The sequence below is a fragment of the Pseudomonas sp. ATCC 43928 genome (assembly GCF_005938665.2).
GTDB lineage: Bacteria > Pseudomonadota > Gammaproteobacteria > Pseudomonadales > Pseudomonadaceae > Aquipseudomonas.
Map to the genome: position 1 here is coordinate 3202175 of NZ_CP041753.1, position 18963 is coordinate 3221137.

Here is an 18963-nt window from a genome sequence, read left to right on the forward strand (position 1 = left end):
GTTCCTGCTCGGCGTGCCGATCCCGATCATCATTCTGATTGCCTTGTTCATGCACTGATCCCTTCGAGGCATTTGGCCTCTGCCGCTTCTGCCTCCGGTAGAAGCGGCGTTTTGCTTTTTTTGCGCTGCGGGCGGCGAAGACGGTGTTTGCAGATTAGTTCGTCGGCTCAGGTGTTTTTACTGGCCTGGATCAATATTTCCTTCGGCGATATTTCCTAACATAAAACGATCCAGCCCCATCTCGCGGTATCGACTACATTGCTTGGGCGCGCAGCTGATGCGTTGTCGAAGTACCAGTGCAGACCTTCCCGTTTTATCAGTCAGGTGGCCCGCAAGGTGTAGTGCAGCATGGAGCTGAAGAATCTCACCTGAACCTTTCACGGATGAACAATCGCAATGCAACGCATAAACCGAACCTTCGATATCCAGCCACTGGTGCGTGCGGATATGACTGTGTGCATCAATGGCCAGACCGTCAGCGCCGCCATCGGCGAAACCGTCCTGACGGTCATTCAATCACTGGGCATTCGCCAGGTGGCCCGTAACGATCACGATCAAATCAGCGGTGCCTATTGCGGCATGGGCGTGTGCCAATGCTGCCTGGTGAAAATCGATGGGCGCCACAAACGGCGCGCCTGCCAGACAATCGTGCGTGAGGGCATGAGCATCGAAACCCGGGTCAACCGTATCGCCGGGCAGGAGGTTTTATGAGCCTGCAACCGGTGATCGTCGGCGGCGGGCCGGCGGGTATGGCCGCGGCCATTGAACTGGCGCGCCATGGTGTGCGTTGTACCTTGCTCGAAGAGGCTTCGCGTCTTGGCGGGGTGGTCTATCGCGGCCCCTTGCGCGATAACGTGCAACTGGATTACCTGGGGCCGCGCTATTCGGAAGTGCTGGCCAAACTGCATGGAGAATTCCACGAGCAGTCGGGCCTGATCGACGTGCGCTTGAACCACCGCGTGGTCGGCGCCGAAGCTACCCGGGCGTTGGTGGTGCTGGACGTCAATGAGCATTTGCAGGAGGTCCAATACCCGCAGCTGCTGTTGGCTGCCGGTTGCCATGAGCGCAGCGTACCGTTCCCCGGCTGGACCTTGCCTGGGGTGATTCTGCTGGGTGGTTTGCAACTGCAAATCAAGAGCGGCGTCGTTCAACCCCAGGGGCCGGTGGTGATTACTGGTACCGGTCCGCTGTTGCCGCTGGTGGCCTGCCAGCTACACGCTTCGGGGGTGAGCGTCGCCGGAGTCTACGAGGCGTGCGCGTTCGGCAAGATCGCCCGGGAAAGCCTCGCGCTATTGAACAAGCCGCAGTTGTTCCTCGACGGTTTGAGCATGCTCGCGTACCTGAAACTGCACGGCATTCCCATGCACTATGGCTGGGGCGTGGTCGAGGCTCAAGGCGGGGAAGAGTTGAAATCAGTGACCGTTGCGCCGTACTCCAGCACCTGGGAGCCAGACCTGAGCCGCGCTGAACGGATTGCCGCGCAGACCCTGGCGGTCGGCTATGGCTTCATTCCTCGCACCCAACTCAGCCAGCAAATGGGCCTGGACCACGGCTTCAGCGATGACGGCTACCTGCGGGCCAGCGCCAATGTCTGGCAGCAAAGCAGCGAACCCCATGTGCATCTGGCCGGTGACATGGGCGGAATTCGCGGTGGCGAGGCGGCCATGCTCGCGGGACGAATCGCAGCAGTGTCGATCCTGCTGCAACGTGACGTGCTGGACGCGGAGTTGGCGCGGGTCAGACGTGACCGCTACCTGTCGAAACTCAAGTCCATCGTGCGCTTTCGCGCCGCCGTCGACCGTTACACCGAACGCGGTGCCGGGCAGACCGCATTGCCGGTCGCCGACACGGTGATTTGCCGCTGTGAGCACGCGACCCGCGCCGATATCGATCGGGCGCTGGAGCAGGGTGTGCAAGACCTGGCCAGCCTGAAAATGCGCACCCGCGTGAGCATGGGCGACTGTCAGGGGCGGATGTGCGTCGGTTATTGCACCGACCGTTTGCGCGAAGCCACCGGGCGGCAAGATGTGGGCTGGTTGCGACCGCGCTTTCCCGTCGACCCGATTCCTTTTTCAGCATTCCAGTCTGTCGGCACGGAGGCTGCAAGCCATGAGTAAGTTCTACGACGTGATCATCGCCGGCGGCGGTGTGATCGGGGCGTCCTGCGCCTATCAGTTATCCAAGCGCAAACACCTGAAAGTCGCGCTGATCGACGCCAAGCGACCCGGCAACGCGACCCGTGCTTCGGCCGGTGGCTTGTGGGCGATCGGTGAGTCGGTGGGCTTGGGCTGCGGGGTGATTTTCTTCCGCATGATGTCGGCCAATCGCAAGCGCGAAGCCCAGGGCGCGGCGGTGGCGGTGGACTCCAGCACGCCGCATATCCTGCCGCAGTCGTTCTTCGATTTAGCCTTGCAGTCCAACGCGATGTACCCGGATTTGCACCGGGAGCTGCAGGACAATCACGGGATGGATTTCAAGTTCGAGAAGACCGGCTTGAAATTCGTGATCTACGACGATGAAGACCGGCTCTACGCCGAGCACATCGTGGCGTGCATTCCGCACCTGGCGGATCAGGTGCGCTGGCTCGATCAAGCGGCACTGCGCGAAGCCGAGCCAAGTGTCAGCCATGAGGCGAGGGGGGCGCTGGAGTTTCTCTGCGACCATCAGGTCAGCCCGTTCCGCCTGGCCGATGCCTACACCGAAGGCGCGCGGCAAAACGGTGTGGACCTGTATTTCAACACCAACGTCACCGGGGTGCTGCACCACGGCTCGCAGGTCACTGGCGTGCAGACCTCCGAGGCCGGTGTGTTCCGTTGCGATACGCTGATCAACGCTGCGGGTGCGTGGGCCGCCGACCTCAGCGAGCATGCCACCGGCATTCGCATTCCGGTGAAACCGGTGAAGGGCCAGATCCTGCTGACCGAGCGCATGCCGAAGATCCTGCGCGGTTGCCTGACCACCAGCGACTGTTACGTGGCGCAGAAAGACAATGGCGAAATCCTGATCGGCAGCACCACCGAAGACAAAGGTTTCGACGTGACCACCACCTACCCTGAAATCAGCGGTCTGGTGCAAGGCGCGGTGCGCTGCATTCCTGCGCTCGCCGACATCAACCTGAAACGTTGCTGGGCCGGGTTACGTCCTGGTTCGCCGGACGAACTGCCGATTCTCGGGCCGATGAAAGGCGTGCAGGGTTATCTCAATGCCTGCGGACATTTCCGCACCGGCATCCTGACCTCGGCGATTACCGGCGTGGTGCTGGACAAACTGGTGAATAACGAGCCGTTGCCGCTGGATATCACACCGTTTCTGGCGGATCGGTTTGAGGTGGCGCCGGAGGTTGAACCGAAAGAGGCGCAGATGGCTTGACCGCAACCTCACCACAGACGCGCGAGCGCTGTGGTGAGGGCGCTTGTGCCGTCACTCTTTAACGCTCATGAACTCCTTGGCCCAACGAATGTAGTCCTCCGGCTGCGTATAGGTATGCGTCAGTTCGGTGGCGTTCAGGTCGGAGGCTTGGGTGAAGATCTGGCGTTGTTCGCGCAGGCTGTCGTAAGTGGCTTTGATGGCGGCGAAGTAGGCGCCATGGCCGTCGATGGTGACGCGCACGCCCAATTCGGCCAGGCGTTTGTCGTCGCGCAGCAACGGGTTGCCGTAGGTGACCAGCATCAGCGGTACGCTCAGGTGTTCGGCGATCTGTTCCAGATGATCGAAATCCTGCACGCCGACCATGCAAATCCCGTCGGCCCCGGCCTGTTGGTAATGCTGGGTGCGGCTGATGATTTCCTGGACCGGCAGGATCCCTGCGTTGGTGCGGGCGATGATCGCCATTTCCGAATCGACCCGGGCTTCCAGGGCCGCGCGGATCTTGCCGACACCTTCGGCGACCGTGATCAGGTCGGTGGACTTGCGACCGAATTGCGCCGGCAGCAGAGTGTCTTCGATGGTCAGGGCGGCCACGCCGGCGCGTTCGAGTTCGACGATGGTGCGCATGACATTGAGCGCGTTGCCGTAGCCGTGATCGGCGTCGGCAATGACCGGCAATTGCGCCACTCGGCCGATGCGGGTGGCTTGTTCGGCGAACTCACTGAGGGTGATCAACGCAAAATCGGGAGCGCCCAATACCTGCAACGACGCCACCGAACCACCCAGGATTCCCACCTCAAAACCCAGGTCGGCGGCGATGCGTGCCGACATCGGGTCGAAGACCGAGGCCGTGTGGTAGCAGATGCCGGAAGCGAGCAGTTGGCGGAAATTACGGCGCAAATCTTGATGAGAAAGCCTGGACATACGAGTTCCACCATATAAAGGAATGGAAGGGCTTGAGCAAAAGTGTCAACGCCGAAGGAACAAAAGGCTATCACGCGGGCGGGTAAAGGATGATGACGAATTTGTCGGTGGAAGCGGTATTTTCGTCAATGCCATTGCTAGATTAAAAAAAGGCTGCAGACCTTTTCTGTCTGCAGCCTGGTAGTACGTTTAACGAGAGCGCTTTCAGCCTTTGGTTGGCACACTCCAGATTTGTTTGATTTCGTGGATATTGCCCACGTTATAGCGAGGCATGAAACCGGAGCACGGGGCTTCCATAGTGGTCTTGACCGGGGTGTTGATCACGTTGGTAGCTGCGCGTAGCAGTGGGGTTTCGTTCCAGTTATTCATTGGCTTGTTCATACAGTTTTCCTTTAGTTTTATTTGGATAGCGAATGACTACCCATATTGAAGCAGTGACAGCGTATCTTCAAAGAGCGCTGTTTCCTGCGTAGCTATGCCGGGGTAAGTCGGCATATGGTTTTCGTCAAAGCACCAGGCTTCTCCGGTTTTAACCGAACGCTGAGGGTGGATAAGCAAGCTCAGCGATGCGGACATTGTTTGAGGCGGAAGTTGTCTGTGTACATCTTGCAGTGGAAGCATGTGCAGAACTTCACCGGGCGCAAGTTTAAGTACCTGTTCTTCACCCAGAGTGGGTCTTGTTCCGACTCTTGGCGGCGTGTGATCAAGTATTTTTCGGGTGATAGTTGTATACCCATCGCCGCTGTAACCCACCGCGTAGAGTTCAAAATCGTGGGTGTGGTTCAGTTTATAGATGAATGTTTCGCTTTCGTCTTGTGACGTGACCGGCGACCAGAATCCCAGGCGAACAGTAAACAGTTCGTTGTAGTGAAGTACAAATGCATAAGCGCTATAAAGTTTGTTTCGGGTACTGAAACCTTCGCTCTGTATGGCGGTATAAAGGTGCTCGCTCAGCAATGTGCGGTTTGTAGCCAGTCGACGTAGATCGTCAATTATTCTTGGCTTGTCACGTTGCAGATCGTAAGCCGACATACGCTCAATAAATGTCTTCAGTTTCATGCCGCTTCCTTGAACTGATCGAGCAAATGGTCAAGGCGACGGTTTTGCAGATTTCTCAATAGCGGTATGTAATGCAGCGCGGCCTGCCGGTTGGCTTGGTAAAGCACCTGAAACGCCTTCCATGCCACGGCGGGGTGGTAGTGATAAATCAACTCTTCTGCCACTTTCTCGCCCCCGGGATCTTGGGCGGCTTCTAGCAACTCAAGGCTCACCAGATAACGTGCGGCGCTATCGTCATGCGGGAACCAGGCAATTTTGCGCAACGAGGTACGATCAAACACACTGATATCTGCACTTCTGTCTGGCAGGTTGATACTGCCAATAAATGCAGGGTGCCCTTGGGTTATTGGAGCGCAGTGGAATAATGTCTGTGTACCATCGATCGCCAATGGGTTGTTTTCATCAACGATGATGGTGTCGTTCATTATCAGGCGGTTATCTTCAATGGTGTATCGATGGGTCATGAAAGACTGGTTTTTGATCGCAAACAAAACACATTGTCCGGGAACTGAGTACAGCGGTGACGGTGCTGATCGGGATTGTGGTGTCTTGATGCTGATGTTGCCGATGTCGGTGTAATGCAGCGTGATGGTCCCTGTGTGCGGGTTAGTAATGTTCATGATCGCTGCACGACGAGAAACGGTTGTAGTGAACTCTGGTTGAGCGTTCAAGTTGCTGATCAGGTCTTTGACTTCTGCTGTCATGTCGAAAGTTTTAATGAGTGAGGTTATTTCGGTCAGGTGAAGTTTTTTGGAAATTAAAGATCTGATCATGAGGCGCTACATTGCGTGATTGGTTAATGTCTTTGGAGTATGGAGGAAGGCTTCGCTTAAACGCAATTTGGCGATTGTTAGTTTATGTTGTTAGTTGTTATTTGATGTGTTGATTGATAGTGATGAAGCTGAAGTTTGCCGCGGCTTATGCGCAATTCCGGGAAACCTGTCGCCCGGCTGACGGCTGACGGCTGACGGCTGAGGGCTAGCGGGTGCCGCGGGATGATGCGTTCAAACTCTACTGACCGCTTACGCCGCCACAGCCTGCTGCTGTTGGTTGCGCATCAGCACCGCACGGACCGAGCTGCCGGGTTGCAATTGCAGGCGTTTCGCGGTGAGGCGGTCGACCACCAGGCTATTGCCCACCAGCCGCGCCCGAGCGGTGGTGATGCGGCAGTTTTCCAGGCGACGGTTGTGGATCAGCCATACCGGAGCCTGGTCGTCGGGCGTGCCGATGGCCAGCACCAGTGATTGGCTGTCGCGCACCGCGCGGATTCTCGACACCGGGGCTTCGATCACCGGGCCTGCATCGAATATGTCGATGTAACCCTTATGGGCAAACCCCTCGGCGGTGAGGATCTTCAGCGCCGGTTCGGTGTTGGGGTGGGGCTTGCCGATCACCGCCTGGGCCTGTTCGGTAAGCAGGCAGGTGTAGAGCGGCTGGCGCGGCATCAGTTCGGCGATGAACGCTTTGCTGCCCAGCCCCGACAAGTGATCGGCATGGCTGAAATCCATCTTGAAGAAGTGCCGGCCCAGGCTGTCCCAGAACGGTGAGCAGCCATGTTCGTCGGCACTGCCGCGCAGTTCGGCGATGAGCTTGTCGCCGAACAGCTGGGGGAATTCGGCAACGAACAGCAGACGCCCCAGCGACAGCAATCGACCATTGCTGCCATAACGTTGATCGTGTCGCAGGAACAACGAGCAGATTTCCGATTGCCCGGTCATTTCGTTGTTGAGGAACAACGTGGGGATCTGGCGCTGAATACCCAGGTCCGGCGATGAACTGACCGTGAGCCCGACCCGGTAGTTGTACCAGGGCTCTCGCAGACCGACGGCCCCGATCAGGGCACTGACGCCAACCACTTGCTGATCATCGTCTTCGAGCACAAACAGGTAGTCGGCATCCGCGCGCTCGACCTGTCCGGCGAAAGTCCGCTGGGCCCAGCGCACCCGGTGGGTCAGGCGCTCTTCGTTGGCTGGCAGGGTAGTGAACCCGGGGCCGGCCCGTTGTACCAAATCCAGTAAAGCGGGCAGGTCGGTCATTTGAACCGGGCGCAAAATCATGATGCAGCTCCTTCTTCGCGCCTGCTCGGGCGCTGTCGTTGGGCTCGGGGCCGGTTGTCGCTCACAGGGCGATCAGCCGGATCGCACTGGCGTCGGTCACGTTCAAGGCCGCGCACATCTCGGCGCTCAAGGCGATAGGTTGCCCGGCGCTGTAGTCCAGCTCGGCGACGATGGCGCGGTAGTCCTTCAACGAATCGTTGCTCACCAGGTAACTGCCACGGGCGTCGATGGGCGAGCCCGTTTGCACCGTGCCGGCCTGGCTCTGGGCGATGGAACGAATGCTTGAGGTGCGGGCGTACAGCGTCGGGCCGCCGTCGAACAGGTCGATGTAGCTGTTGGTCTCGAAGCCTTCGCGCTCCAGAATGTCGAAGGCCTCCTGGCCATCGGGGTGGATCCGGCCGATGCAATCTTGTGCAGCCTGCGACAGCATCGGCACGTAGATCGGGTATTGCGGCATCAATTCTGCGAGGAATGTCCGGCTCTGCAGGCCGCAAAGCCGCTCGGCCTCGACGTAAGGCAAATCGAAGAAATGCTTGCCCAGCGCATCCCAGAACGGCGATTGCCCCTGTTCGTCGCTGTAACCGACGATCTCGGTGATCACCGCTTCGGCAAAACGTGCCGGGTGGGCGGCGATGAACAGCAGCCGCGCCCGGGACAGCAACTCGGAAAATGGCGTGCGCTCCAGTGCCGAGTCGATATGGAAACCGCGTAGCAAAGAGTGACCGCTGAGGTCTTGGCACAACGACAACGCCGGCACCCCATGCTCGATGTTCAGCTCCCGTGAGGCGCTGGTGAAATGGCGGTTGCGCAAACTGTAGAACGGCTCGCCGAACCCGGCGGTGGCGAGCACTTCCGAGCAGCCGACCAGACGGCGAGTCGTCAGGTTTTCCAGCACGAAGAAATAGTTCTCCGGACCTTGGCCCTGGACGTCTTTTTCGAACGAAGCACAGGAATCGAGAATTTTCTCCCTCAGGCGTTCGGTGTCGTCCGGCAAGGACGTGACCCCCACCAGACTGTCACGCGCCAGTTGCTGCAACTGGGGCAGGTCGGTTAACTCGACTGGACGTAAGACCAGCATGGACATACTCCTGTATCAAAGGGTTCGGCGGCTTGCACCGAACCTGACTATCACTGTCGGTTTCCACGCGTAAAATCGGCAGTCGCCTGAAATCATGTCAGACGTTGCTCTTTTTCTTGTCAGCCGTTGCTTGGGTCGGGCAGTGCGGTGCTGGCACCCAGTTTGTTGAGGAAGAACAGATAGACCAGGCCCAGGGCAATCCAGATCAGGCCGAGTTTCTGCGCATCGACGCCCATGTTGTACATGATGGCCGCGACGATGATGAAGCCGATGACCGGGCAGATCAGGTGACGGATCACCTGGCCGGATTGCTGCCGGCGCCAGTAGTAGTTGATCACGGTCAGGTGCAGCAGCATGAAGCCGCTCAGGGCGCCGAAGTTCACCAGGGAGGTGAGGATGTCCACCGAGTTGATGAACAGGTAGCAGATCACCAGCGACAGCACCGCCACCAGATAAATGCTCAAGTACGGTGTGTTGTGTTTCGGGTGCACTTTGGCCAGCACTTTTGGCAGTTTGCCGTCTCGGGCCATGCCGAACAGCAGTCGCGAAACCGCCGCTTGGGAGGTGATGGCGACCGCCACACCCCAGGCCAGCGCGGTGGCCACGGCGGTCAGGGTGGCCAGCCAGCTACCGGCGGCGATTTCGGCGATTTCATAGAACGCGGTGTCGGCGGACTTGAAGCCCAGGCCGGCGGCCAGGTCGGTGGCGATCCAGGTCTGCACGACGAAGATCACGCCCATCACCAGCAGCGTAATCAGCGCAGCCTTGCCGACACTGCGGCCCGGATCACCCTTGATCTCTTCGGCGAGGGTGGAAATGGCATCGAAACCGAGGAACGACAGCACCGCAATCGACACCGCTTGCATCAGCAGGGCGAAGTTGAAGGTTTCGGGGTTGTACAGCGGCGCCAGGGTCAGCTGACCGTTACCGCCGCCACTGTGCAAGGCAGTCCAGGCGTAGAACAGGAAGATCCCCAGCACCACCAGTTGCGCCAGCAGGAAGATGATGTTCATCCGCGCGGTGAAGGTGATGCCCCGCAGGTTGACGAAAGTGGCGCTGACCAGAAAGGCCAGGATGAAACCGACTTTCGGGATGTCCGGGTACAAATGATTCAGCGCCATCGCCGCGTATACGTAGAGCAGCGGCGGAATCAGTAGGTAATCGAGCAGCATCAGCCAGCCGGCGATAAACCCGACATGTTGGTTGAGGCCGCGTTGTGCGTAGGAATACACCGAGCCCGCCACCGGAAAGGCCCGGGCCATGCTGCCGTAACTGAGGGCGGTGAACAGCATCGCCACCATGCCGATGATGTAGGCCAGCGGCACCATGCCGGGTGCTTCGGCGTTGACGTAACCATACACGCCGAACGGAGCGATGGGGATCATGAAGATCATCCCGTACACCACCAGGTCGGTCAGTGACAGGCTACGTTTCAACTCTTGCCTGTAGCCGAATTCTTCAATGTCCATGAAGCCGTTCTCCTTGATATAAGCAGCTACACGCTGCGAGTTTGAAGCTGTTGCTATAGCAGTGGCGCCAGATAGTCGGTCCAGCGACTGACGTCCTCAGAGGTGCGCAGCAGGTCGTTGCGCACCTCGATCAGCACCGAGTCCAGCCCGCGTGCGTCGCCGTGAACCGGTACGGTCATGTCACCCAGCGGATCGACTTTGTATGGCTGATTACCGGCGACTTTCAATGGGTGCCGGCTCAGGCCGTCGATCATTCGCTGGGCGTATTCCGTGGCCTGGCCGTACAACACGCCGACTTCCAGCGATCGTGGCTGGCCGTAATATATCGGCGTGAAACTGTGAATCCCCACCACTCGAACCGGTTTATTTTGCTCCACACGGGCGTCGATCAAGGTTTGCAGGCGTGCATGAAACGGTTTGAACAGGCAGTGCCGGCGGTATTCACGGGTGGCCTCGTCCAGATCGCGATTGCCCGGCACCTGATAAATCTCGCTCTGCAACGGAATGCTGTCCGGCGCGTGGCGCGGGCGGTTGAGGTCGATCAACAGCCGCGAATAGTTGGCCGCCAACAGGGTCGCGCCCAGTGCTTCGGCCAAACCCTCGGCCAGCGCCAGGGCGCCGATGTCCCAGGCGATGTGTTCGCGGGCGGCTTCCTCGCTCAGGCCCAGGTCGTTTAACCGGTCCGGGATAAAACGACTGGCGTGTTCACACACCAGAATCAGCGGGTGCTCGGAAGCTTCCCGGCTCAGGGTGTAGGCAGGCCGGGTGTAGAGGCCCAGTTCGGCGGATTCAGTACAGGCGCGCATAGTGCTCACAGAGGTCGGCGGGCGAGAGCTGTTCCGTCAGCGTCAGTTCCTCGGTTTTCAGGGCGAAGTAGGTGTCCAGTAACGCGCTCGGCAGGGCTTCGATCAGCGCCTCGCTGTTGCGCAGGCAATCCAGTGCCCGGGACAGCGACGCGGGCAGGGCGACGATGCCGCGGGCCTGACGTTGCTCTTCGTTCAGGGAGTCGGGGATTTCATCGGTGATGGCGTTCAACGCCAGGCGCTGCTCGATACCCAGGCGCCCGGCGATCAGCAATGCAGCCATGGCCAGGTGCGGTGAGGCGGTGGCGTCCATGGCGCGAAATTCCAGGTTGTACTGCATCGCCACGGATTTGCCGCCCAGGCTGACGGTCGGGCAAATCCGCAGCGCCGCTTCGCGGTTGCGTTGGCCGAGGCAGGCGTAGGAAGCGCTCCAGTGATGGGGCTGCAAGCGTTCATAGGAAATCGGCGTTGGCGCGGTGAACGCACAGAGCGCCGGCAAGTAATGCAGAACGCCGGCAGCCCAATGCTGGCCGAGGGTCGACAGGCCGTTGGCGGTGCCGGCGTCATACATCACCGGTTGGCCGGCCATGTCTTGCAGGCTCACGTGCAAATGCACGCCGTTGCACACGGCATGCTCGGCCGTCTTGGGGGCGAAACTCAGGCTGAGGCCCATTTGCCGGGCGATCTCACGGGTGATCTCGCGCACATTCACCGCGCGGTCGGCGGCGGCGACACCAAGGGCCGGGCGGCAGGTGATTTCGTATTGGTGCTTGCCGTATTCCGGCAGGAACATTTCCGGTTCGACGCCGCCAGCTCGCAGTGCACTGAGCAGCCAGCCGCCGAATTCGGCGCCTTGGCGCTGGGCTTCCAGAGAGAACGCCAGGTGCTGCGCCGCGCCGCTGTCGAGGTTGAATTCGTGTTCGAACGCGGCGTTGACCTGCAACCCCAGCTCATCGCGATAGCGCGCCACCTCGTTGCGCAACAGCGTACGAGGGCAGGCGCCCCACGGACGGCCATCGGTTTCGCGAATGTCGCCGTGAATGAAGTCCAGCGCCGGAGCGTCGGCATCCGGGCCGTTGTTGACGGTCACCCGGCTGCTCAAGTCGGGAATCAGCCGTAAATCCCCATAAGCGCCCCAAGGGTTGCTGGCGGCGATGATGTCTTGCGGGGTCAGGGCGCTATTGGCCGGCACCCAGCCGCAACCGGCCACTTGATAGGCATCGAGTTCGTCGGTGGGGAAGGAACGGCCGCGTGTCACGCCGATCAGGTCGGTGGTGACAATGGTGGTCATGGGCAGGGGTGACAGGCGTTCGCTCATGGCTGGATCTCCTGCAACCGGCCAAGCACAGTCTGGGTGTCGGTGACCCAGCAGTAGCCCTTGATGGCGTTCAGGCAGGCGTGATGCCGCTGTTCGGTGTAGGTGGCGCAGGCATCTTCGACCAGCGTTACCAGATACCCGCGGTCGGCGGCGTCGCGCACGGCCATGTCGACGCATTGGTCGGTGACGATGCCGGCGATGATCAGGTGGCGGGTTTCAAGGTTGCGCAGCACGTAGTCAATGCTGGTGGAGTTGAACACCCCGGAAGAGGTCTTGGGCAGCACGATTTCGTTTTCGGTCGGCGTCAGCTCTTCGATGATTTGCGCTTGCGGGCTGCCCTTGGGCAGGTGCATGTCCGAGAGTTTGTGGTCCAGCGAACGGTCGCGGCCATCGGCGGTGAGGCTTTCGATGAGTGTGTGCAACACGTTTTGCCGGGCGCTGCGAAAGGCATTGAGCAGCCTGCGTTGATTGGGCACCACCTGCGTGCGGGCGCGGGTCAGGAAGTAGTCGGCATCCGGTTCGTTGAGGTGTGGGTCGAACTGCGGTTCGAGCCAGGCACGTTGCATGTCCACCAGCAACAGCGCGGTGTGGTCGGCGGCAAACGGCAAGTCCCGGGGCGAATGGTGGGGGAGCATGAACATCCTTATTTATCCTCCAGCAGGTGAGTGTCGAAGTCGGCTCGCAGGGCATCGATACCTTCCAGGCGATCGGCCAGATCGGGGCTACGCAGGGTCAGGCAGGCAATCAGTGCTTCAACCTGGGCCAGCGCCGGCACTATCGAGTCGAAGGCCGACGCCGATTCCACCGGTGCGCTGATGATCAGGTCAGCTATTTCCCGCAGCGGTGATGCGTAGATGTCGGTGAACAGCACGACACGCGCATGTCGGCTCTTCGCGGCATTGGCGACCCGCAGGGCCTGGGACTGATAGCGGCGATAGTCGAACACCAGCAATACGTCCTGACGCTGCACGTCAAACAACCGGTCCGGTAACTGGGCGTTGTCTTCCAGGGCGAAACAGCCGGGCCGCAACAGGCGCAGGTGATTGAGCAAATAGTTGGCGAGGAAACTGCTGAAGCGACCGCCAAAGCAGTGGACCTGGTGGCGGGTGTCGAGCAGCCACTCCACCAGAATCCGCACATCTTCTGGCTGGGTAAGGGCCTGGGTTTCTACCAGTGCCCGATGGCTGTCTGCCAGATAATGGCTCCAGGGGTCATCTTTTTTGAGTTGGGCGCGGGGCTGCAACAGGGTGCTGGGGGAGCGCAGGCGGTGATCCATATCACTGAGCAAGGCTTCCTGAAAGTCGGCATAACCGCTGAAACCCAGCTTTTTTACCAGCCGCACGATGGTCGGATCGCTGACACCGGCATGTTCGGCCAAGCGTGACATCGGGCCCAGCCCGTTACGCGGGTACTGGTCCAGCAAGGCACGTATGACTTTGCGTTCCGACGGCGTGAAGTCCAGGCCGGGCTCGGTGATCAGGTCTCTGAGAGGGGGCATCCGGGCTCCTGCTGGATGGGTATGTCGGTTTCATTTCATAAAACGCTAAATTAGTATTTATGTAACGTGTGCTACATGTCTAGTGAATTTTTGTGCGGATTTTGAAAGCACTAAAATGGGGCAAAACCCCCGTGCGTGCGGGGCTGAGTGGATGTCGACAGGCTTTGTAGGACATCGCCCATAGAGGTGTGAGATATCGACCCAGCTCAGGAATAAAATGGGCGTTGTGAGCCCACGCCGTAGCAGCTGCCGAGCTCGCGAGGCTGCGTTCGGCTGCGAAGCAGTCGTAAACCCTGAGTGCACAGTGTGCCTGACGGATCACAGTGCCTGATTTTACGACCGCTACGCGGCCGAACGCAGCCTCGCAGGCTCGGCAGCTGCTACAAGGAAGGCGCCCAGAGTGCGCCTCTTGCGGCACAATGAGCCGATCGTTCGTGGCATCGCGCCATCTTTAATCCCATCGACAGAGAGAACCTTCGTGCAGGCAACCCGCTTGACCCTGATTTGTCACGCTCGAACCGTCGCACAGAAACTGGCGCGTTTTCCTACGAATGAACCCGTGGAAATGGATTGGCAATCGGCGAAGGGCTCGCGCTGTCGTCTGTTCAAGCGAGCCCCCCGTGTACTCTGCGGCCCTGAACGGCGGACCCGGCAAACCGCTGAGCTGTTTGGCGACAACGTGGAGATTGTCACGGCACTGGGGGATTGCGATTTCGGACGCTGGAAGGGCACGTCGATCGACGACTTGCAAACATCCGAACCCGAGACGCTTCAGACCTGGCTCAGCGATCCGACGTCGGCGCCCCACGGTGGAGAATCGGTGGCGCAGCTCGGTGAGCGGGTAGCCGCGTGGTTGAAGACCCTTGAGGCGACACCGGAGCATATCGTTGCCATCACTCATCCGTTTGTCATTCGCGCCGCGCTGATGCAGGTATTGCAGGGTGCGGCGTTCAACCAGATCGACGTCGAACCGTTGTCGGCCATCGAATTGCGGTTCAACGGTCGCTGGCGGCTACGCTTGATGGGCATGGACCCTGAAGGAGCGCTGTGATGAAAAAACTTCTGGTCATTGGTGTCGGCGCCGGCAACCCCGACTACATCACGATGCAGGCGGTGAAGGCGCTGAACCGGGTCGACGTGTTTTTCCTCATGGACAAGGGCCAGAGCAAAGACAAACTGATCGATCTGCGTCGCGAGATCTGCGAGCGCTACATCACCGATCGCGACTACCGCTTCGTTGAAGCCAATAGCCCTGAGCGTGAGCGCGGCGAAGTGGACTACAACGCCAGCGTCGAAGACCTGAACCGTGCCAAGCAGCAGACGTTCGAGCGACTGATCGATGAGGAAATGACCGACGACCAGTGCGCCGGTTTTCTGGTGTGGGGCGATCCGGCGTTGTACGACAGCACCATTCGGATCCTGCAGGCGATTCTGGCGTCTGGTCGTTGTGTGTTCGAGTTCGAGGTGATTCCCGGCATCACCAGCGTGCAGGCGCTGGCGGCGCAACATAAGGTGCCGCTGAACAGCATCGGCCGCTCGATTGAAATCACCACCGGCCGACGGCTGGCGGCCGGCCAGGTAAGCGATGCCGACAGCCTGGTGGTAATGCTGGATGCGCAAGATGCCTACCATCACGTGGCTGATCAGGAGATAGACATTTACTGGGGGGCCTATCTGGGGACGCCGGATGAAATCCTGATCAGCGGCAAGCTCAAAGACGTGGCCGATGAAATTGAGCGGGTGCGCAAGGCGGCGCGGTTGGCCAACGGGTGGATCATGGATACCTACCTGTTGCGCAAGCCTTGAACGCCGCCAACCGATTGATCAGTGTTCTTTGGCCTTTCTGATCCTGATCAAAATAAACAGCAGGATGCACAGCGCGAGCGGGGTCATGGCCAGCATGGCGTCCCGCGCGGAAATGTCCGCGCCCAGGGTGTGCAGGCCCGAGTAGAACAGCTTGAACAGGCTCAGCAAATAATAGGTGATGGCGATAATCGACAAGCCTTCGACCGCGCGCTGGATTTTGATTTGGGTATCGGCGCGAGCGTTCAGGCTGCTCAGGATTTCCGAGTTCTGTTCTTCCATTTCAACCTGCACCCGCGCCTGCAGCAGATCCCCGAGGTTGGCCACGCTTTTGGCCAGTTGCTCCAGGCGTTGTTCGGTGACGTCACAGTACCTGACGGTAGGTTTGAAGCGTCTTTCGATGAAGATCCCGAGTCGCTGGCAATCGCCCACGTGAGTTTCCCTGAGTTCGCCCAAACGCTCGAAAACCAGCTGGGCATACGCTTGGGTGGCGCTGAAGCGGTGTCTAGTTTTCGCGGTGCTGCTGACCACTTGCGCCGACAGACTGGCGATATCAGTCAACAACGCTTTTGCATTGCCGGTATCGGGGCCGGCGTTACGTTCCGAAAGGTTGACCAATGTCTTATCGAAGACGTTGAGCTGAGCGCTCAAGGTTTTCGCGGTGGTAAGGGAAAGCGACGCCATCATGCGGTAGGTTTCGATTTCCAGCAGACGGCGGATCATCCGGCCTTGGCGATAGGCATTCAGGCGCTTGTTGACGAACAGGAAACGGTTGGTGCCGTCCTCGCTCAGGCGAAAATCGCTCCAGACCGTCGCATCGCCACCGCCTATGCATGAGCCGCAAGGGTCTTTGAATCCATAAACCGACAGATCGCCGGAAAAAGACGCATCGTTGCGCACCACAATCTGCACGGCGTTGATCACGTGCTGCATGAAGGGTTCGACGCGGTCCATCAAGGTCTTGGGGGGCTGGCTCCAGTCAGGCTCCTGACTGGAGGAGGGCACCACCAGTGTCAGCGTCAGGAACTCCGCGTGTCGCTCCCATTTCAAGGCATGCCCCTCCAGCCGGGTGATGCCCTGGGCCGCATCCGGGTCGACGGGGCCGGGGCAGCAGCGACTCAGCAGGGTGTCGCATTGCCCGTCATTAGCCAGAAACGCCAGATGAAACACGTGGGCGGGCTCGTCGAAATACAGCGAAGGGCGCGCGTGCAACTCATTGTGCAGGGTCAGTCTTTGCGGGTGCATGCTGTCGAGGCCATGTTGGAGTTGTTTGTTCTTGGGACTGGGAGACCGATTCTTGGGTCACAAACAAACCCGAGCCATCGACCATCCGGTGGGCATTTCCACAACACCGTTGTGAACTATTCTTTCCCAAGTGGGCACCTTCAATGACGCCCACAGGGAATTGATATGAATCAAGGCCCAAGAGGCTTTAAGGGGGGAGTCTGGGCTGAAGCCGGGTTGTGTTGACCTGGCGAAAACGCTATCGCTGTCTGGAGTCAGATCATGAGCCAGTATCAACGGTTATTACTGATCATCAACCCGCTCCTGCGCCAGTCTCCCGCGCTCAACCATGCTGCTGCCGTGGCCAAGGCCAGCGGGGCGAGTTTGCATATTGCGGCGCTGATCCCCTCGTTGGACATTCTCTCGTTACTTGAAGAAGGCGACCGGAAAGTGGCTCGGGCGAGCTACCTGCAGGAACACCGCGACTGGCTCAAGGAACAGGCGGAAAAAATGCAGGGCAGGGGGATCGAGGTGACAACCGAGGTCGCCTGGGCCGACAACATGCGCCAGGACATCCTTGATCACGTCACGGAAATGCACCCCGATCTGTTGATCAAGCAAGTCCAGCATGAGCCCGTGCTCAAGCGCGCGTTCTTTACGCCGCTGGACTGGCGATTGTTGCGCCATTGTCCGGTGCCGGTCTATCTGGTGGGCGCCGAAAGCCATGCCTTGCCGCAGAAGGTGGTGGCCGCGGTTGATGTTGTCGATACCGAGCCTTCGAACAGCGAACTCAATGACCGGATCATCCTGCAGGCATCTACCCTTGCGCTGCAATGCAATGCCGAGTTGCATCTGCTGTACGCATGTGACATCCCGGCCGCTTTTCTGGCGGATCTGGGCGGTGGCCTGACGCTATCGGAGCTTACCCGGGAATTGCGCAAGGACCTGGAAACCTCATTCCTCAAGTTGGCCACCCGGTTCGGCGTGCCCCCTGAATGCCGGCATTTCATCACGGGGCATCCGGTGTCGGCGCTGAGTGAGTTCGCCCACGAACACCAGATAGATGTGATCGTGATGGGTAGAACACAGTACGGCAGCCTGGAGAAACTGCTCGGCAGCACGACCGAACATATTTTGTACCAGGTGCCTTGCAGCGTTCTGGCGGTGTAGTCGCAAGCATCCTTGGCGAAATTGACTTGCCCGTTTCGGGGTTCCTACCCCAGGGAGGTTTTCAGATGAATCACAGTCCTTCATTGCAAACCATCTTGCATGACCGGGTTGATGCCGGCCGAAGCCTGGTGGAACCGTTGCTTAAATACGCTAAAAGAGCCGATGTCATCGTCCTGGCCTTGCCCCGTGGCGGCGTACCGGTCGCCTATGAAGTGGCCACGGCCCTGGAGGTTCGCCTGGACCTGATGCTGGTCCGCAAGCTCGGGGTGCCGTCCCACCAGGAATTCGCCATGGGTGCTATCGCCAGCGGTGGTATTCAAATCGTCAATGACGATGCGCTGCGGGCTAACGGCATCGACCAGCGTACGCTCGACGCGGTGGTGGCGAAGGAAACGCAGGAAATGTTGCGTTGCGAGCAGCTATTCCGGGTATCCCGCGGGCCTTTGGCACTCAAGGATCAGGTGGTGATTCTGATCGACGACGGCCTGGCGACAGGGGCCACGATGATGGCTGCGATACAGGCCGTGCGCTTGCAAGCACCATCGCGCATCGTCGTCGCCGTGCCGGTGGCCCCCATGGAAACGGCAGAGGCACTGCGCGACGAAGTGGACGAGCTGATTTGCCCGCTCACCCCCGATTGGCTGGTATCGATCGGCCATTGGTACACGGACTTTACTCAGACGTCGGACCAGGAAGTCATCGATCTTTTACATCGGGCCTGGCAGAGAGAATCAGTGATGAAATGAGGCAAACTGCTGGCCCCCCGATCTCTGGTTCGTTGTCAAACTCGCTTTCTTTTCAGCAGGTTAGGCATTGGCGATATGCGGACTTTGGTATGGATGACTGCAACGTTTGTCCTGGTGGTTATCTCGTTTGGAGCCCAGGCAAAGGAACTGAGCAAGAACTCTCGCTATGTATGCAGCTGGGGCTCGGAAATAGCCGAGGGCGCGCAAGCCTCGAAACTTTCCGGGCTTACGCTTTACGGAGCACGCAAGAAGCTGCAATCGCGCAAGTTTCCCCGGCCGTGGATGCGCATGACGGCCATGGGCATCACGGAGCAAACCTATAACAGCCCTTCGCGTCTCAAGCCTGCCGGCATCAAGCAAACGTATTATGAGCAATGCATCCGGCATGAGTTGGCGCAACGGTAAACCGCCGGTCGCAGGGGCCGTTCCTACGACCCCCATCCCTCCC

20 protein-coding genes are annotated in these 18963 nt (G+C 59.4%); 8 read left to right on the plus strand and 12 right to left on the minus strand.

Features of this window, described 5'->3' with window-relative positions; translation table 11 throughout:
• Positions 1–396 precede the first annotated feature (396 nt).
• Genes FFH90_RS14685 through hcnC form a run of 3 tightly spaced genes read left to right on the plus strand, consistent with a single transcriptional unit; the run spans position 397 to position 3369 of the window.
• Positions 397–711, plus strand: a complete 315-nt coding sequence (locus tag FFH90_RS14685; protein ID WP_111453214.1) for a (2Fe-2S)-binding protein — start codon at positions 397–399, stop codon at positions 709–711.
• Positions 708–2117: a cyanide-forming glycine dehydrogenase subunit HcnB gene (gene hcnB / locus FFH90_RS14690; protein WP_138867442.1), complete on the plus strand. Its 1410-nt coding sequence runs from the start codon at positions 708–710 to the stop codon at positions 2115–2117. The genes FFH90_RS14685 and hcnB overlap by 4 nt, the downstream gene beginning before the upstream one ends.
• Positions 2110–3369: a cyanide-forming glycine dehydrogenase subunit HcnC gene (hcnC, locus tag FFH90_RS14695; protein WP_138867443.1), complete on the plus strand. Its 1260-nt coding sequence runs from the start codon at positions 2110–2112 to the stop codon at positions 3367–3369. Before hcnB ends, hcnC begins: the two co-directional genes overlap by 8 nt.
• A 51-nt stretch (positions 3370–3420) precedes the next feature.
• Here the strand turns inward: hcnC and FFH90_RS14700 are convergent, their stop codons facing one another.
• The 11 genes from FFH90_RS14700 to FFH90_RS14745 all read right to left on the minus strand — a co-directional run bounded on the left by FFH90_RS14700 (position 3421) and on the right by FFH90_RS14745 (position 13572).
• A complete protein-coding gene (locus FFH90_RS14700) occupies positions 3421–4290 on the minus strand; it encodes an oxaloacetate decarboxylase (protein ID WP_018928982.1) in 870 nt (289 codons plus the stop codon).
• 204 nt (positions 4291–4494) lie between these two features.
• Complete coding sequence (locus FFH90_RS29980; RefSeq protein ID WP_168206166.1) at positions 4495–4671, minus strand: hypothetical protein; 177 nt, start codon at positions 4669–4671, stop codon at positions 4495–4497.
• A 36-nt stretch (positions 4672–4707) separates the two neighbouring features.
• The gene (locus FFH90_RS14705; protein WP_138867444.1) at positions 4708–5349 is read right to left on the minus strand and encodes a transposase; all 642 of its coding nucleotides are present in this window, start codon (positions 5347–5349) and stop codon (positions 4708–4710) included.
• Positions 5346–6122, minus strand: coding sequence for a hypothetical protein (locus tag FFH90_RS14710; RefSeq protein WP_225602736.1), 777 nt, complete (start codon positions 6120–6122; stop codon positions 5346–5348). The genes FFH90_RS14705 and FFH90_RS14710 overlap by 4 nt, the downstream gene beginning before the upstream one ends.
• Positions 6123–6371: 249 nt before the next feature.
• On the minus strand, positions 6372–7406 hold the full coding sequence (astA, locus tag FFH90_RS14715) for an arginine N-succinyltransferase (RefSeq protein WP_111453218.1): 1035 nt from the start codon (positions 7404–7406) through the stop codon (positions 6372–6374).
• Positions 7407–7467: 61 nt separating this feature from the next.
• Positions 7468–8484, minus strand: a complete 1017-nt coding sequence (locus FFH90_RS14720) for an arginine N-succinyltransferase (RefSeq protein WP_018928984.1) — start codon at positions 8482–8484, stop codon at positions 7468–7470.
• Between the two features lie 119 nt (positions 8485–8603).
• Positions 8604–9953, minus strand: a complete 1350-nt coding sequence (locus tag FFH90_RS14725) for an APC family permease (protein WP_138867445.1) — start codon at positions 9951–9953, stop codon at positions 8604–8606.
• A gap of 53 nt (positions 9954–10006) precedes the next feature.
• Positions 10007–10759: an N-formylglutamate amidohydrolase gene (locus tag FFH90_RS14730; RefSeq protein ID WP_111453219.1), complete on the minus strand. Its 753-nt coding sequence runs from the start codon at positions 10757–10759 to the stop codon at positions 10007–10009.
• Positions 10743–12074: a glutamine synthetase family protein gene (locus tag FFH90_RS14735; RefSeq protein WP_138867446.1), complete on the minus strand. Its 1332-nt coding sequence runs from the start codon at positions 12072–12074 to the stop codon at positions 10743–10745. The genes FFH90_RS14730 and FFH90_RS14735 overlap by 17 nt, the downstream gene beginning before the upstream one ends.
• Positions 12071–12715, minus strand: a complete 645-nt coding sequence (locus FFH90_RS14740; RefSeq protein WP_138867447.1) for an isochorismatase family cysteine hydrolase — start codon at positions 12713–12715, stop codon at positions 12071–12073. Before FFH90_RS14740 ends, FFH90_RS14735 begins: the two co-directional genes overlap by 4 nt.
• 2 nt (positions 12716–12717) lie before the next feature.
• The gene (locus tag FFH90_RS14745) at positions 12718–13572 is read right to left on the minus strand and encodes a MurR/RpiR family transcriptional regulator (RefSeq protein WP_018928989.1); all 855 of its coding nucleotides are present in this window, start codon (positions 13570–13572) and stop codon (positions 12718–12720) included.
• 478 nt (positions 13573–14050) lie between these two features.
• Here FFH90_RS14745 and FFH90_RS14755 point away from each other — a divergent pair, with 478 nt between their 5' ends.
• On the plus strand, positions 14051–14623 hold the full coding sequence (locus tag FFH90_RS14755) for a histidine phosphatase family protein (protein WP_138867448.1): 573 nt from the start codon (positions 14051–14053) through the stop codon (positions 14621–14623).
• Positions 14623–15378, plus strand: coding sequence for a precorrin-6A synthase (deacetylating) (gene cobF / locus FFH90_RS14760; protein WP_138867449.1), 756 nt, complete (start codon positions 14623–14625; stop codon positions 15376–15378). The genes FFH90_RS14755 and cobF overlap by 1 nt, the downstream gene beginning before the upstream one ends.
• 18 nt (positions 15379–15396) lie before the next feature.
• Here the strand turns inward: cobF and FFH90_RS14765 are convergent, their stop codons facing one another.
• On the minus strand, positions 15397–16620 hold the full coding sequence (locus tag FFH90_RS14765; RefSeq protein ID WP_026331625.1) for a DUF3422 domain-containing protein: 1224 nt from the start codon (positions 16618–16620) through the stop codon (positions 15397–15399).
• 261 nt (positions 16621–16881) lie between these two features.
• Here FFH90_RS14765 and FFH90_RS14770 point away from each other — a divergent pair, with 261 nt between their 5' ends.
• The 3 genes from FFH90_RS14770 (at position 16882) to FFH90_RS14780 (ending at position 18920) form a co-directional block, all read left to right on the plus strand.
• Complete coding sequence (locus tag FFH90_RS14770; protein WP_138867450.1) at positions 16882–17769, plus strand: universal stress protein; 888 nt, start codon at positions 16882–16884, stop codon at positions 17767–17769.
• A gap of 65 nt (positions 17770–17834) precedes the next feature.
• Complete coding sequence (locus FFH90_RS14775; protein ID WP_111453225.1) at positions 17835–18515, plus strand: phosphoribosyltransferase; 681 nt, start codon at positions 17835–17837, stop codon at positions 18513–18515.
• Positions 18516–18590: 75 nt separating this feature from the next.
• Positions 18591–18920: a hypothetical protein gene (locus tag FFH90_RS14780; RefSeq protein ID WP_111453226.1), complete on the plus strand. Its 330-nt coding sequence runs from the start codon at positions 18591–18593 to the stop codon at positions 18918–18920.
• Positions 18921–18963 lie beyond the last annotated feature (43 nt).

Coding starts and splice junctions, on each gene's coding strand:
- FFH90_RS14685 (WP_111453214.1), top strand. CDS start 397: ATGCAACGCATAAACCGAACCTTCGATATCCAGCCACTGGTGCGTGCG.
- hcnB (WP_138867442.1), top strand. CDS start 708: ATGAGCCTGCAACCGGTGATCGTCGGCGGCGGGCCGGCGGGTATGGCC.
- hcnC (WP_138867443.1), top strand. CDS start 2,110: ATGAGTAAGTTCTACGACGTGATCATCGCCGGCGGCGGTGTGATCGGG.
- FFH90_RS14700 (WP_018928982.1), bottom strand. CDS start 4,290: ATGTCCAGGCTTTCTCATCAAGATTTGCGCCGTAATTTCCGCCAACTG.
- FFH90_RS29980 (WP_168206166.1), bottom strand. CDS start 4,671: ATGAACAAGCCAATGAATAACTGGAACGAAACCCCACTGCTACGCGCA.
- FFH90_RS14705 (WP_138867444.1), bottom strand. CDS start 5,349: ATGAAACTGAAGACATTTATTGAGCGTATGTCGGCTTACGATCTGCAA.
- FFH90_RS14710 (WP_225602736.1), bottom strand. CDS start 6,122: ATGATCAGATCTTTAATTTCCAAAAAACTTCACCTGACCGAAATAACC.
- astA (WP_111453218.1), bottom strand. CDS start 7,406: ATGATTTTGCGCCCGGTTCAAATGACCGACCTGCCCGCTTTACTGGAT.
- FFH90_RS14720 (WP_018928984.1), bottom strand. CDS start 8,484: ATGCTGGTCTTACGTCCAGTCGAGTTAACCGACCTGCCCCAGTTGCAG.
- FFH90_RS14725 (WP_138867445.1), bottom strand. CDS start 9,953: ATGGACATTGAAGAATTCGGCTACAGGCAAGAGTTGAAACGTAGCCTG.
- FFH90_RS14730 (WP_111453219.1), bottom strand. CDS start 10,759: ATGCGCGCCTGTACTGAATCCGCCGAACTGGGCCTCTACACCCGGCCT.
- FFH90_RS14735 (WP_138867446.1), bottom strand. CDS start 12,074: ATGAGCGAACGCCTGTCACCCCTGCCCATGACCACCATTGTCACCACC.
- FFH90_RS14740 (WP_138867447.1), bottom strand. CDS start 12,715: ATGTTCATGCTCCCCCACCATTCGCCCCGGGACTTGCCGTTTGCCGCC.
- FFH90_RS14745 (WP_018928989.1), bottom strand. CDS start 13,572: ATGCCCCCTCTCAGAGACCTGATCACCGAGCCCGGCCTGGACTTCACG.
- cobF (WP_138867449.1), top strand. CDS start 14,623: ATGAAAAAACTTCTGGTCATTGGTGTCGGCGCCGGCAACCCCGACTAC.
- FFH90_RS14765 (WP_026331625.1), bottom strand. CDS start 16,620: ATGCACCCGCAAAGACTGACCCTGCACAATGAGTTGCACGCGCGCCCT.
- FFH90_RS14770 (WP_138867450.1), top strand. CDS start 16,882: ATGAGCCAGTATCAACGGTTATTACTGATCATCAACCCGCTCCTGCGC.
- FFH90_RS14775 (WP_111453225.1), top strand. CDS start 17,835: ATGAATCACAGTCCTTCATTGCAAACCATCTTGCATGACCGGGTTGAT.
- FFH90_RS14780 (WP_111453226.1), top strand. CDS start 18,591: ATGCGGACTTTGGTATGGATGACTGCAACGTTTGTCCTGGTGGTTATC.